Origin of the sequence: Dryocola baronae, from assembly GCF_051297175.1 — a bacterium.
In the GTDB taxonomy this organism is placed as follows: domain Bacteria; phylum Pseudomonadota; class Gammaproteobacteria; order Enterobacterales; family Enterobacteriaceae; genus Dryocola.
In genome coordinates this window covers 608,611-621,273 of the sequence record NZ_JBINNY010000001.1, presented here as the reverse complement: position 1 = coordinate 621,273, position 12,663 = coordinate 608,611, and the positions used below count along the sequence as shown (strand labels likewise).

Below are 12,663 nucleotides of genomic sequence, written 5' to 3'. Positions count from 1 at the left end.
AAGTCAGATAACAAAAAACCCCGATAAATCGGGGCTTTATATAACTGAACCCTGTATGCCGCAATTGCGGCCCGGACACCGTCCAGGAGAATTTTTTTCTAAATTCTTCGCGAGGCACCAAATGGCTCACAGTATATTTGAAAAAGAACTCTCAGGGAAAGTGGTTGCGGGGGCCGGATTTGAACCGACGACCTTCGGGTTATGAGCCCGACGAGCTACCAGGCTGCTCCACCCCGCGTCCGAAAACGTGGCAAATACTACGCCAGAATTGCAATAAATGCAAGAATTGCTGGGATTTGGTACCGAGGACGGGACTTGAACCCGTAAGCCCAATCGGGCACTACCACCTCAAGGTAGCGTGTCTACCAATTCCACCACCTCGGCACTTTGCGCACGGTAATCAGTTCTTACCGTACAGAAGCTTACTGCTTATTACTGCGGGATATCACTGCTTGGCTTGGTAGTTGCCGGGGCAGTAGTCTGCTCAGATTTCGCTGGCTGACTCAGATTTTCCCACTCACTTCCTTTACTGGTTTTGTTGCTGTTGATATTGCCCAGCACCAGACTGATGATGAAGAACAGCGTTGCCAACACAGCAGTCATGCGGGTCATGAAGTTACCAGAACCACCTGAGCCGAATAATGTTGCGGAAGCGCCTGCTCCGAAGGAGGCTCCCATATCAGCGCCTTTACCTTGTTGCAGCATGATCAGACCTACAAGGCCCAAGGCTACAATAAGGAAAACTACCAAAAGAGCTTCGTACATAATCAACCTGTTCCTTGCGGGATTACCGCATACCAATTGCTTCAAACCAGTGTAGCGGGCAATATTTCGTTTACCCACTGAAGCGGGTGAGAATACTAACCAAAGCAGCCAAGGTGCGCAAGGGCAATTTTGTCACATTTCACCGACTGCGGAAAAAAGCATCAATACACCCGTTTTCGCTTACATATCAGGCGGCAAAAGCCGCCTTTTCGTTCGATTTTACAGCAATTTATTATACGGCTTTTACGGCGTCAGCAATGCGGTTTGCATACTCGGTTACCAGCGCGTCGTCTTCACCCTCAACCATCACGCGAATTAATGGCTCGGTACCCGATTTACGCAGCAGTACGCGGCCTCGGCTGCCAAGTGCTTCCTCTACTTCAGCGGTCACTTTTTTCACGCTGTCGTGTTCAAGCGGATCGCCGCTGCCCGCTTTAAAGCGAACGTTTACCAGAATTTGCGGGAACAGCTTCATGCCGCTGCACAGATCGTGCAGGCTCATATGGTTACGAACCATAGCGGTGAGCACTTGCAAACCTGCAACGATGCCGTCGCCTGTAGTGGTTTTATCTAGCAGGATAATGTGTCCGGAGTTTTCCGCACCAATTCTCCAGCCTTTTTCCTGTAGTTTTTCCAGCACGTAGCGGTCACCTACTTTGGCACGTGCGAACGGAATGCCGAGCTGCTTAAGCGCAAGCTCTAGGCCCATGTTGCTCATCAGCGTGCCCACTGCTCCGCCACGTAGCTGCCCCTGACGCAGACCCTCACGAGCGATGATATACAGGATCTGGTCGCCATCGACCTTAAGACCCTGGTTATCGACCATAATAACGCGGTCGCCATCGCCATCGAATGCGATACCCAGGTCAGCTTTTTCTGCCAGCACACGCTCCTGGAGCATGTGAACGTCCGTAGCACCGCATTTTTCGTTGATGTTTACGCCGTCCGGCTCGCAGCCCACCGCAATGACTTTTGCGCCCAGTTCACGTAATACATTTGGTGCGATGTGGTAGGTCGCCCCGTTGGCGCAGTCCACAACGATTTTCAGCCCGCTCAGGCTAAGCTCGTTCGGGAAGGTGCCTTTGCAGAACTCGATATAGCGGCCCGCTGCGTCGACGATACGACTGGCTTTACCCAGTTCAGCGGAATCCACACAGGTAATTTCTTTTTCCATTTCCGCTTCGATAGCTTCTTCCACTTCGTCAGGCAGCTTGGTGCCATCGATGGAGAAGAATTTAATCCCGTTATCGTAATAAGGATTGTGGGAAGCAGAAATTACGATCCCAGCCTCGGCACGGAACGCACGAGTCAGATAAGCCACTGCTGGGGTTGGCATTGGGCCTGTGAAAGAGGCAGAGAGGCCCGCAGCAGCAAGACCCGCTTCAAGAGCAGACTCAAGCATGTAGCCAGAGATACGCGTGTCTTTACCGATGATGATTTTACGTGAGCCATGGCGAGCCAACACCTTGCCCGCTGCCCAGCCCAGCTTCAGCACAAAATCAGGAGTGATTGGACTGTCGCCGACGCGTCCACGAATGCCATCGGTACCAAAATATTTACGATTACTCATAGCGTTTGTTTTCCTTCGCTGAAAGTGTGGCCTCAACCACGCGCATGGCCTCTACGGTTTCTTTCACGTCGTGGACCCGAATGATATGTGCCCCCTGCATGGCCGCCACAACGGCACACGCAAGACTGCCGCTCAGGCGCTGATCGGGCCCGACGTTAAGCAGTTGGCCAACCATAGATTTACGCGACATTCCAACTAAAAGCGGTAAGCCAAAATGATGGAATTCTGAAAGTCGGGCAAGAAGCTGGTAATTATGGCTGAGATTTTTACCGAAACCGAAGCCGGGGTCGAGCAACAATTTTTCTTTTGCGATGCCTGCCGCCTCGCAGCGAGCTATATGCTCAACAAAGAAGCTATCCACCTCAGCATAAACGTCGGAATAATGCGGAGCCTGCTGCATATTTTTTGGATTGCCCTGCATGTGCATCAGGCAAACCGGCAACCCCGTTTGCGCCGCAGCTTCCAAAGCTCCAGGTTCGGTCAGCGAGCGAATATCGTTGATGATATGCGCGCCTACACGGGCGGCTTCGCGAATCACTTCAGGCTTGGACGTATCCACCGAAATCCACACTTCAAAGCGCTGGGCAATGGCTTCCACTACGGGGATGACGCGGGCCAGCTCGTCCTCCACGCTGACTTCAGCCGCACCTGGACGCGTAGATTCTCCACCGATATCAATTATGGTCGCTCCGGCATTAATCATGGCGTTGGCGTGTTTTACCGCCTCAACCAGCGAGTTGTGTTTTCCACCATCGGAAAACGAATCCGGAGTCACATTTAAGATGCCCATAACGTGGGGATGGGAGAGATCGAGCGTGGTGCCCTGAGCGGTCAGTTTCATCAAAGTTCCTTGGTTAAACTTCGGTTGAGACAAAAACAAAAACCCCGGGACCAGCCCGGGGTTTGAATAACTTACTGCAAAAACATAGGTCAGACTCGGCTTATTTATCGCCCAGCTGTTCTGACATGGTGTTACCAGGATTCGGCGTACGCGGTTCATCGACCGGACGCGGTGCACGTGGTGTACCGTTGTTGTCAGAATTGTTGCTGCTGCCGTTGTTTGAATCTTCCCAACCAGCTGGCGGACGCACATCGCGGCGAGCCATCAGATCGTCGATCTGAGGTGCATCGATGGTTTCATACTTCATCAGCGCGTCTTTCATGGTGTGAAGAATGTCCATGTTCTCGTTCAGGAGCTGGCGAGCACGAGCGTAGTTACGCTCAATCAGCAGCTTCACTTCCTGATCGATGATACGTGCGGTTTCATCGGACATATGCTTCGCTTTCGCAACGCTACGGCCCAGGAACACTTCGCCTTCTTCTTCCGCGTACAATAGCGGACCGAGTTTCTCAGAGAAGCCCCACTGGGTAACCATGTTACGAGCGATGGAAGTCGCGACTTTAATGTCGTTAGACGCACCGGTAGAAACGTGTTCTGCCCCGTAAATGATCTCTTCGGCAAGACGACCGCCGTACAGCGTGGAAATCTGGCTTTCGAGTTTCTGACGGCTTGCGCTGATTGCATCGCCTTCCGGCAGGAAGAACGTTACGCCCAGAGCTCGGCCACGCGGAATAATGGTGACTTTATGTACCGGATCGTGCTCAGGTACCAGACGGCCAATAATCGCATGCCCAGCTTCGTGATACGCGGTAGATTCTTTCTGCGCTTCCGTCATCACCATGGAGCGACGCTCCGCACCCATCATGATTTTGTCTTTCGCTTTTTCGAACTCAACCATCGACACAACGCGTTTGTTGCCACGAGCCGCAAACAGCGCAGCTTCGTTCACGAGGTTCGCAAGGTCCGCACCGGAGAAGCCTGGCGTACCGCGGGCAATGATTGCCGCGTCGATATCGGGTGCCAGAGGCACACGGCGCATATGCACCTTCAGGATTTGCTCACGGCCACGCACATCTGGCAAGCCAACTACAACCTGACGGTCGAAACGGCCTGGACGCAGCAGCGCTGGGTCAAGTACGTCTGGACGGTTAGTTGCAGCGATAACAATGATACCTTCGTTACCTTCGAAGCCATCCATCTCAACCAGCATCTGGTTCAGCGTCTGCTCACGTTCATCGTGACCACCGCCCAAGCCTGCGCCACGCTGGCGGCCTACGGCATCGATTTCATCGATAAAGATGATGCACGGTGCAGCTTTCTTCGCCTGTTCGAACATGTCACGCACACGGGATGCGCCCACACCAACGAACATTTCTACGAAGTCAGAACCGGAAATGGTAAAGAATGGTACTTTCGCTTCACCCGCAATGGCTTTAGCCAACAGGGTTTTACCGGTACCCGGAGGGCCAACCATCAGCACGCCTTTCGGGATTTTACCGCCCAGTTTCTGGAAACGGCTCGGCTCACGAAGGTACTCAACCAGCTCAGCAACCTCTTCTTTTGCTTCGTCACAGCCTGCAACGTCCGCAAAAGTGGTTTTGATTTGGTCTTCGGTGAGCATACGCGCCTTGCTCTTACCGAACGACATGGCACCTTTGCCACCGCCGCCCTGCATTTGGCGCATAAAGAAGATCCAGACCCCAATCAACAACAGCATTGGGAACCAGGAAATAAAGATAGAAGCCAGCAAGCTTGGCTCTTCAGGCGGTTCGCCTACAACTTTAACGTTCTTGGTCAGCAGATTATCAAGCAGCTTGGGATCGTTAACGGGGATGTAAGTCGTGTATCGGTTACTATCTTTCTTGGTAACTTTGATTTCACGTCCATTGATACTCGCTTCACGAACCTGGTCCTGATTTACTTCAGACAGGAAAGTGGAGTAATCCACCCTACGGCCGTTTGACTCGCTGGGCCCAAAGCTCTGGAACACAGACATCAGCACAACCGCGATGACCAGCCAGAGTATTAGGTTTTTCGCCATGTCACTCAAGGGATTAACCTCATATTACAACTGTGTTAACAAACAGCGTCAGGGTACTATACTTTGCGCCCGGTCGCTACAATGTACACTTCACGTGAGCGGGCACGAGAAGAGTCCGGTTTACGAACTTTAACCTTCGTAAACAGGGAGCGAATTTCTCGCAGGTATTCATCGAAACCTTCGCCCTGGAACACTTTCACTACAAAACTTCCGCCCGGCGCCAGAACATCGCGGCACATTTCCAGTGCCAGTTCTACCAAATACATGGCGCGAGGAATATCTACTGCCGGTGTCCCGCTCATGTTTGGTGCCATATCTGACATGACAACCTGAACTTTACTGTCACCAACACGATCCAGCAGGGCTTTGACGACTAATTCATCACGAAAATCGCCCTGAAGGAAATCAACACCAACGATAGGATCCATTGGTAAAAGATCGCAAGCAATGATTCGCCCCTGATTCCCGATTTCTGTCACAACGTATTGTGACCAGCCTCCGGGCGCAGCACCAAGATCGACTACCGTCATTCCTGGCTTAAAAAGTTTGTCACTTTGCTGTATTTCATCAAGTTTAAACCAGGCACGGGAACGCAACCCCTTTTTCTGTGCCTGAAGTACATATTTATCGCTAAAGTGTTCCTGCAGCCAGCGACTGGAGCTGGCAGAACGCTTTTTACCTGTCATCTCAAATTCCAACTTTGTTCATCGTGAGTGGCAGACTGTTAAAAATCAGCACAGCCGATTTGGCGATACACTGGAGATGGCGGTAGAATGAACCGTTTTCAATCCCAACGTAAGCAAATAATACGATGAATCTGAGTACTAAACAAAAACAGCACCTGAAAGGTCTTGCTCATCCACTCAAGCCAGTAGTTATGCTTGGCAATAATGGTTTGACCGAAGGGGTACTGGCCGAGATTGAACAAGCACTTGAGCACCATGAGTTAATCAAGGTCAAAGTCGCAACAGAAGATCGCGAGACGAAAACCTTGATAGTGGATGCTATCGTGCGGGAAACCGGCGCCTGTAATGTACAGGTCATCGGAAAAACGCTGGTGCTATATCGCCCATCTAAAGAGCGTAAGATTTCTCTGCCAAAATAAGCAGAGAGTGTGCAAAATGCCACGCTCTGTTAGTTGATAAAAGGCCGCTATGCGGCCTTTTTCCTTTCTTTACAATACGCAACGCCTGCTTTCAGCGTAGCAGAAATTATAAATATTCCACTTTTACGATTTCGAATTCGACATCGCCGCCAGGCGTGCGGATCACGACCACATCATCCTGCTCTTTGCCCACCAGACCGCGCGCGATAGGTGAGTTAACTGAAATCAGATTCTGTTTAAAATCAGCTTCATCATCGCCAACAATGCGATAAGACTGCTCTTCGTCGCTTTCCAGGTTCAGGACGGTAACGGTGGCACCAAAAATAACACGGCCAGTGTTCGGCATTTTGGTCACATCAATAACCTGAGCGTTAGAAAGCTTGGCTTCGATATCCTGAATACGGCCTTCGCAGAAACCCTGCTGTTCGCGAGCGGCATGGTATTCGGCGTTTTCTTTCAGATCGCCGTGCTCACGTGCATCAGCGATAGCTGCAATAATTTCTGGGCGACGAACTGACTTCAGGAAGTCCAGTTCTTCACGTAATCTTTCAGCGCCACGTAGGGTCATCGGAATAGGTTGCATTTGTTATACCTCTTAAAACTGTCCTGTTCAGCACCGCCTTTTCGACGAGTCTGACTTAAGAGCCTGGCCAGGGCGCGCAGTGCGTTTCCCTGACAACAAATAAAAGAAAACTGACCCGGAGCAAAGCCCCAGGTCAGGAACGGTTTTCAATTTGATACGCATTTTACCCTGGAGTTCCCCGAGGGTCATCGTTTACTTTCCACCGCGTTGCACCGTAGTATGGCTGCACGTTTCCAGGTTGTTACCGCGAGATTATGCGATTTCTTAGATTTGTCATTGGATTGACCAGTGCAGTGGTATTAAACGTTCAGGCTGCCAACGTTGAAGAGTACACCTCCCAATTACCCGCGGGAGCTAATCTGGCACTGATGGTGCAAAAGGTTGGTGCTCAAACGCCATCAATTGACTACCACAGTCAGCAAATGGCGCTGCCCGCTAGTACTCAAAAAGTGATTACGGCGCTTGCAGCTTTGCTACAGCTTGGCCCGGATTTTCGCTTCACCACAACGCTTGAAAGTCACGCGCAGGTCAGCAATGGCGTCTTGAATGGCGACCTGGTTGCAAGATTTGGTGGCGATCCGACGCTAAAACGTCAGGATATCCGCAATATGGTTGCGGTATTGAAAAAATCCGGCGTACAGCAAATCCAGGGCAATGTGCTGATTGATACTTCCGTATTTGCAAGCCACGACAAAGCACCGGGCTGGCCGTGGAACGACATGACCCAATGCTTTAGCGCGCCGCCTGCTGCAGCGATTGTCGATCGAAACTGTTTCTCCATTTTGTTATACAGCGCGCCAAAACCCGACGATCTCGCGTTTATACGTATCGCCTCCTATTACCCAGTGCTGATGAACAGCCAGGTCAGAACACTCGCCAAAGGATCGCCTGATGCACAGTACTGCGAGCTTGACGTTGTGCCCGGCGACCTTAACCGTTTCACTCTCACAGGCTGTATGACTCAGCGTGCGGACCCGTTGCCCTTAGCCTTCGCTATTCAGGACGGCGCAAGTTATGCAGGCGCTATTTTAAAAGCCGAGCTTAAAGAAGCAGGCATTACCTATAGCGGCACGCTGTTACGCCAGACCCAGGTGACTACACCGGGCACCGTTATCGCCAGCAAAGAGTCTGCGCCGCTGCACGACCTGCTGAAAATCATGCTCAAGAAATCAGACAACATGATTGCCGACACGGTCTTCCGTACCATTGGCCATAATCGCTTTGGCGTGCCGGGCACATGGCGCGCGGGGGCAGACGCCGTGCGTCAAATCCTCAGCCAGAAGGCCGGTGTAAACTTAGGTAACACAATCGTGGTGGACGGCTCTGGCCTATCGCGCCATAACCTGATCTCCCCTGCCACCATGATGCAGGTTCTGCAATACATCGCGCAGAACGATAGCCAGCTAAACTTTATATCGATGCTGCCGCTTGCAGGCTATGACGGCTCCTTGCAGTACCGCGCAGGCCTCCATCAGGCGGGCGTCGATGGCAAAGTCTCCGCGAAGACGGGATCCCTACAGGGGGTTTATAACCTGGCCGGCTTCATTACTACCGCCAGCGGGCAGCGGATGGCCTTTGTGCAGTATTTATCCGGCTATGCCGTAGAGCCTGCCGATCAACGTAACCGTCGTATCCCATTAGTGCGCTTCGAAAGTCGACTCTATAAGGATATCTACCAGAATAACTAAGCCATGAAACTGCTGATTGTTGAAGACGATTTACTGTTACAGGAAGGTTTAGCACAGGCATTAGGCAATGAAGGATACGCGCTGGACTGCGCCGGAACCGCCGCCGAAGCCGACGCGTTGATACAAAGCGGCCAGTACAGCCTGGTTATTCTGGATCTCGGCCTGCCGGATAAAGACGGTGCCACGCTGCTCAGCCAGTGGCGCCGCCGCGGCGTGACGAATCCCGTATTGATTCTCACCGCGCGCGACGCGCTGGAAGACCGGGTGAAAGGCCTGGACTCCGGGGCCGATGATTATCTGGTCAAGCCCTTTGCCCTGGCCGAACTCCAGGCGCGAGCGCGGGCATTAATCCGACGCTACCAAGGGCACAGCGACAACCTATTGGAGCAGGACGACCTCACGCTGAATCTGCAAACCCAGCAGGTTTTGCTACAGGGCCTGCCGCTCGAAATCACGCCAAAAGAATTCGCTCTGCTTACGCGATTAATGATGCGTATCGGGCAGACAGTCCATCGCGAAACGCTACAGCAGGACATTTATAGCTGGCAGGACGATCCCGGTTCAAACACGCTTGAGGTTCACATCCACAATCTTCGCCGCAAGTTAGGCAAAGATCGTATCAAAACCGTGCGCGGCGTTGGCTATCGCCTGGAGAGCCGAACATGAACAGCATGCGTCGGCGGTTGATGATCCTACTTGCGTTAATCCTGCTGTTTTTTCAATTAGTCAGCGTGCTGTGGCTGTGGCATGAAAGCCGGGAGCAAATCGGTTTCCTGGTCAGCGAAACGCTCTCTGCCAAAGCCCGCAACCAGCACGTCGAAAAAGAGATCCGCGAGGCAATCGCGTCGCTGCTGGTCCCCTCTTTGGTGATGATTGGCTTCACGCTATTTTTCTCGTTTTGGGCAATAACCTGGATAACCCGCCCCTTAAACCGCCTGCGATCAAGCCTCGCCAACCGTTCTGCGGACAACCTCACTCCCCTGCCGATGTATTCGGACATGGAAGAGATGGTGGCCGTCACCACGTCCTTGAACCAGCTTCTCGGCCGTCTTGACCATACCATTCAGCAGGAGCGTCTCTTTACCGCCGATGCGGCTCACGAGCTGCGCACGCCGCTTGCCGGACTCAGGCTGCATCTCGAACTGATGGCAAACTCAGGCAACCCACAGGCCCCGATGCTGCTCGACCGTATCGATCAGCTTATGCACACCATCGAACAGCTGCTGATGCTTTCCCGAGCCGGACAGGCGCTGGCAAGCGGGCATTACAATACGCTTAGCTGGACGAGCGATATCATCGCGCCGCTGAAAATGGAGATGGAAGAAATGATGGCGCTTCGCAGCCAAACCATCGACTGGCCGCAGCAAAGCGCACTCACGGTGCAGGGGGACGCGGTGTTGTTACGCCTGATGCTGCGCAACCTGCTGGAGAATGCCTCGCGCTACAGCCCGGAGCGGAGCGTGATTACCGTCTCCATCTCGCCAAAGGATGAGGGCACCGTACTGACCGTATCCGATCAGGGGCCGGGGATCGACGAGCAGCACCGACAAACGCTTACCGAACCCTTCCGCCGTATGGACCAGCGATATGGCGGCAGCGGTCTGGGGCTGAATATCGTTCTGCGCATCGTGCAACTGCACCACGGCAGGCTTTCGCTCGATAACCGCAGCGAATGCAGCGGCCTGAACGCCTGCAGCTGGCTGCCAACAACGATTCAGTAACCCATAAAAAAGGGCCGGAAATTCCGGCCCTTATATGTTGTTGAATAGCGCTAACGCTTATCTGACCTACGTGGGGCGGGCATAAGCATTCGCGCCACCCGCCGCAACTGGCTAATTACTTCTGATAAATGATTTCGACGCCTTCGTCGTCATCTTCATCCCAGTCATCATCCCAGTCGTCGTCTTCTTCCGCTTCGGCTGCCGCATCGAGCTGCTGCTGATGGTAGTCATCCCACATGAACTCAACTTTCTCAGGCGCGACCGGTACAATTTCGCTGACTTTCGGGTTAGCGATAATGAAGTCCATCACGTCCCAGCACAGCGCGTTGACGCCTTCACGATTGACCGCCGAGATAAGGTAATACTTATCTTCCCAGCCCATCGCTTCGGCAATTTCTTTAGCGCGAGCTTCGGCTTCTTCCTGGCTCATCAAATCGACTTTGTTGAACACTAGCCACCGCGGCTTCTCTGCCAGCTTAGCGCTGTATTTCTCAAGCTCGCCAATAATAATACGGGCGTTTTCAACCGGATCCGATTCGTCGATTGGCGCAATGTCGATGAGGTGAAGCAGTACGCGACAGCGCTCAAGGTGCTTCAGGAAGCGAATACCCAGGCCAGCACCTTCCGCAGCGCCTTCAATCAGACCAGGGATATCGGCAACGACAAAGCTCTTCTCGTTATCCATACGCACCACGCCAAGGCTCGGCACCAGGGTGGTAAATGGATAATCGGCAACTTTTGGTTTTGCGGCAGAGACGGAACGAATAAAGGTAGATTTACCCGCGTTCGGCAGCCCCAGCATACCTACGTCCGCCAGCAGCATCAGCTCAAGCTGAAGATCGCGTTTTTCACCAGGCGTACCCATCGTTTTCTGGCGCGGTGTACGGTTTACAGAGGATTTAAAACGCGTGTTACCCAGGCCGTGCCAGCCGCCTTTTGCGACCATCAGCTTCTGACCGTGCTGCGTCATGTCGCCCATGGTTTCGCCGGTGCCGCCGTCAATGACGCGAGTACCTACAGGCACTTTCACCGTGACGTCTTTGCCACGTTTACCGGTACAGTCACGGCTCTGGCCATTCTGGCCACGCTCTGCGCGGAAAGACTTTTCGAAGCGGTAATCGATAAGGGTGTTGAGGTTCTCATCAGCTTCCAGCCAAACGTCACCGCCGTCACCACCGTCACCACCGTCCGGGCCGCCCCTTGGGATATATTTTTCACGACGGAAGCTAACGCAGCCGTTACCGCCATCACCTGCTACGACCAGGATCGTTGCTTCATCAACAAACTTCATTTCACTTCTCCGTAAATCATTCGCCCGAACGTTGTACTGGAATGACAGCTTCGGTTTTGTGCCAGCGTCCCCAAAGACGGTGACCAATGGCGGAATACATTGCGCCCGCAACCACGACAAACGCGCCGGTATAACCCACAAGGTTAAGCAACGGCATGGCGAAGAAATCGGGCCAGGCTAACGCTAATAAATCAGAAAACAGCAGGGTGAACAGCGGAGTCAGCGTAATGATTGCGCTAACCTGCGCCGCCTGCCACCGTGCCATCGCTTCTGCCAGCGCTCCATACCCAACCAGCGTATTCAGGCCGCAGAAAATCAAACATGCCAGCTGCCAGCCGCTCAGTTGAAAAATCATATTCAACTGCGCCAGAGGCAACAAAGCGATAGTACACAAAGTGTACAGCAAAAAGAGGATCTGTTGCGAGGCCAGACGGCGTAATAACACCTTCTGCGCCACGCCATAGCTGACCCACACGGTCGCCGCCAGAACGCCGAAAATCACCCCAAGGGTGTAATCCGTCAGACGGGTAAAAATCTCAATCAGGCTGGTGTTGAAGAACATCACCAGGCCACAAAGCAGCATAATGGCCCCAACGACCTGCGTGCCGCGCATTTTTTCTTTCAGCACCACCACGCTTGCCACCATCATCCCCACCGGAGAGAGCTGGCCGATAACCTGAGAAGCCGTTGGGCTCAGGTATTGCAGTGATGAACTAAACAGCAGGAAGTTACCGAACAATCCACCGGTAGCAATCGCCAGCAAAACCAGCCAGCGCGGCTTGCGGAAGAGTCGCATCGGCGGCAATTTACCGCGAATAGCGAGGATCGAACCCAGGCCAATACTTGCCATCAGGAAGCGGTAAAACACTACCGTTGGCGGTTCCATGACCGTCAGCACCTGCTTCATTGCTATTGGCAGAGCGCCCCAGCAAACGGCCGTGGTCAGTGCCAAAAGAATGCCAATTCCCGCCTGCTGTTTCATGCTGAAGTTCTCAGGTACTTCATTAATTTGCCGGACTCAGAATGTAAAAAGCCCCGCAACGTGTTGCGGGGCTTCA

The 12,663-nt window shown here is 52.9% G+C and carries 12 protein-coding genes and 2 tRNA genes; 4 read left to right on the top strand and 10 right to left on the bottom strand.

Annotation, left to right across the window (positions count from 1 at the left end; all coding sequences use genetic code 11):
* Positions 1–161: 161 nt before the first annotated feature.
* From ACSPHG_RS02945 to rlmE, 7 genes are all read right to left on the bottom strand, one after another.
* A tRNA-Met gene (locus ACSPHG_RS02945) sits at positions 162–238 on the bottom strand.
* Between the two features lie 59 nt (positions 239–297).
* A tRNA-Leu gene (locus ACSPHG_RS02940) sits at positions 298–384 on the bottom strand.
* 48 nt (positions 385–432) lie between these two features.
* Positions 433–765, bottom strand: a complete 333-nt coding sequence (gene secG, locus ACSPHG_RS02935; protein ID WP_435952025.1) for a preprotein translocase subunit SecG — start codon at positions 763–765, stop codon at positions 433–435.
* 232 nt (positions 766–997) lie between these two features.
* Positions 998–2,335, bottom strand: a complete 1,338-nt coding sequence (gene glmM / locus ACSPHG_RS02930) for a phosphoglucosamine mutase (protein ID WP_435952024.1) — start codon at positions 2,333–2,335, stop codon at positions 998–1,000.
* Positions 2,328–3,176, bottom strand: a complete 849-nt coding sequence (gene folP, locus ACSPHG_RS02925) for a dihydropteroate synthase (protein WP_435952023.1) — start codon at positions 3,174–3,176, stop codon at positions 2,328–2,330. The genes glmM and folP overlap by 8 nt, the downstream gene beginning before the upstream one ends.
* 100 nt (positions 3,177–3,276) lie before the next feature.
* The gene (gene ftsH / locus ACSPHG_RS02920) at positions 3,277–5,217 is read right to left on the bottom strand and encodes an ATP-dependent zinc metalloprotease FtsH (protein ID WP_435952022.1); all 1,941 of its coding nucleotides are present in this window, start codon (positions 5,215–5,217) and stop codon (positions 3,277–3,279) included.
* Between the two features lie 56 nt (positions 5,218–5,273).
* The gene (gene rlmE, locus ACSPHG_RS02915; RefSeq protein ID WP_271123860.1) at positions 5,274–5,903 is read right to left on the bottom strand and encodes a 23S rRNA (uridine(2552)-2'-O)-methyltransferase RlmE; all 630 of its coding nucleotides are present in this window, start codon (positions 5,901–5,903) and stop codon (positions 5,274–5,276) included.
* A 125-nt stretch (positions 5,904–6,028) separates the two neighbouring features.
* Here rlmE and yhbY point away from each other — a divergent pair, with 125 nt between their 5' ends.
* Positions 6,029–6,322: a ribosome assembly RNA-binding protein YhbY gene (gene yhbY, locus ACSPHG_RS02910; RefSeq protein ID WP_202304119.1), complete on the top strand. Its 294-nt coding sequence runs from the start codon at positions 6,029–6,031 to the stop codon at positions 6,320–6,322.
* A gap of 106 nt (positions 6,323–6,428) precedes the next feature.
* Here yhbY and greA read toward each other — a convergent pair whose 3' ends face one another.
* Positions 6,429–6,905, bottom strand: a complete 477-nt coding sequence (gene greA / locus ACSPHG_RS02905; RefSeq protein ID WP_435952021.1) for a transcription elongation factor GreA — start codon at positions 6,903–6,905, stop codon at positions 6,429–6,431.
* A gap of 254 nt (positions 6,906–7,159) precedes the next feature.
* On the opposite strand from greA, the gene dacB reads away from it, so the two are divergent.
* The 3 genes from dacB to pmrB are packed head-to-tail and all read left to right on the top strand — an operon-like array spanning position 7,160 to position 10,314.
* Positions 7,160–8,593: a serine-type D-Ala-D-Ala carboxypeptidase gene (gene dacB, locus ACSPHG_RS02900; RefSeq protein ID WP_435952020.1), complete on the top strand. Its 1,434-nt coding sequence runs from the start codon at positions 7,160–7,162 to the stop codon at positions 8,591–8,593.
* A gap of 3 nt (positions 8,594–8,596) precedes the next feature.
* Positions 8,597–9,259: a two-component system response regulator PmrA gene (pmrA, locus tag ACSPHG_RS02895; RefSeq protein WP_435952019.1), complete on the top strand. Its 663-nt coding sequence runs from the start codon at positions 8,597–8,599 to the stop codon at positions 9,257–9,259.
* Positions 9,256–10,314 carry a two-component system sensor histidine kinase PmrB gene (pmrB, locus tag ACSPHG_RS02890; RefSeq protein WP_435952018.1) on the top strand — a complete coding sequence of 353 codons (1,059 nt, stop codon included), beginning with the start codon at positions 9,256–9,258 and terminating at the stop codon, positions 10,312–10,314. The genes pmrA and pmrB overlap by 4 nt, the downstream gene beginning before the upstream one ends.
* Positions 10,315–10,429: 115 nt before the next feature.
* On the opposite strand, the gene cgtA is transcribed toward pmrB, so the two are convergent.
* Positions 10,430–11,605: an Obg family GTPase CgtA gene (gene cgtA / locus ACSPHG_RS02885; RefSeq protein WP_435952016.1), complete on the bottom strand. Its 1,176-nt coding sequence runs from the start codon at positions 11,603–11,605 to the stop codon at positions 10,430–10,432.
* A 16-nt stretch (positions 11,606–11,621) separates the two neighbouring features.
* A complete protein-coding gene (locus ACSPHG_RS02880; protein WP_435952015.1) occupies positions 11,622–12,587 on the bottom strand; it encodes a DMT family transporter in 966 nt (321 codons plus the stop codon).
* Between the last annotated feature and the right edge of the window lie 76 nt (positions 12,588–12,663).

Coding starts and splice junctions, on each gene's coding strand:
- secG (WP_435952025.1), bottom strand. CDS start 765: ATGTACGAAGCTCTTTTGGTAGTTTTCCTTATTGTAGCCTTGGGCCTT.
- glmM (WP_435952024.1), bottom strand. CDS start 2,335: ATGAGTAATCGTAAATATTTTGGTACCGATGGCATTCGTGGACGCGTC.
- folP (WP_435952023.1), bottom strand. CDS start 3,176: ATGAAACTGACCGCTCAGGGCACCACGCTCGATCTCTCCCATCCCCAC.
- ftsH (WP_435952022.1), bottom strand. CDS start 5,217: ATGGCGAAAAACCTAATACTCTGGCTGGTCATCGCGGTTGTGCTGATG.
- rlmE (WP_271123860.1), bottom strand. CDS start 5,903: ATGACAGGTAAAAAGCGTTCTGCCAGCTCCAGTCGCTGGCTGCAGGAA.
- yhbY (WP_202304119.1), top strand. CDS start 6,029: ATGAATCTGAGTACTAAACAAAAACAGCACCTGAAAGGTCTTGCTCAT.
- greA (WP_435952021.1), bottom strand. CDS start 6,905: ATGCAACCTATTCCGATGACCCTACGTGGCGCTGAAAGATTACGTGAA.
- dacB (WP_435952020.1), top strand. CDS start 7,160: ATGCGATTTCTTAGATTTGTCATTGGATTGACCAGTGCAGTGGTATTA.
- pmrA (WP_435952019.1), top strand. CDS start 8,597: ATGAAACTGCTGATTGTTGAAGACGATTTACTGTTACAGGAAGGTTTA.
- pmrB (WP_435952018.1), top strand. CDS start 9,256: ATGAACAGCATGCGTCGGCGGTTGATGATCCTACTTGCGTTAATCCTG.
- cgtA (WP_435952016.1), bottom strand. CDS start 11,605: ATGAAGTTTGTTGATGAAGCAACGATCCTGGTCGTAGCAGGTGATGGC.
- ACSPHG_RS02880 (WP_435952015.1), bottom strand. CDS start 12,587: ATGAAACAGCAGGCGGGAATTGGCATTCTTTTGGCACTGACCACGGCC.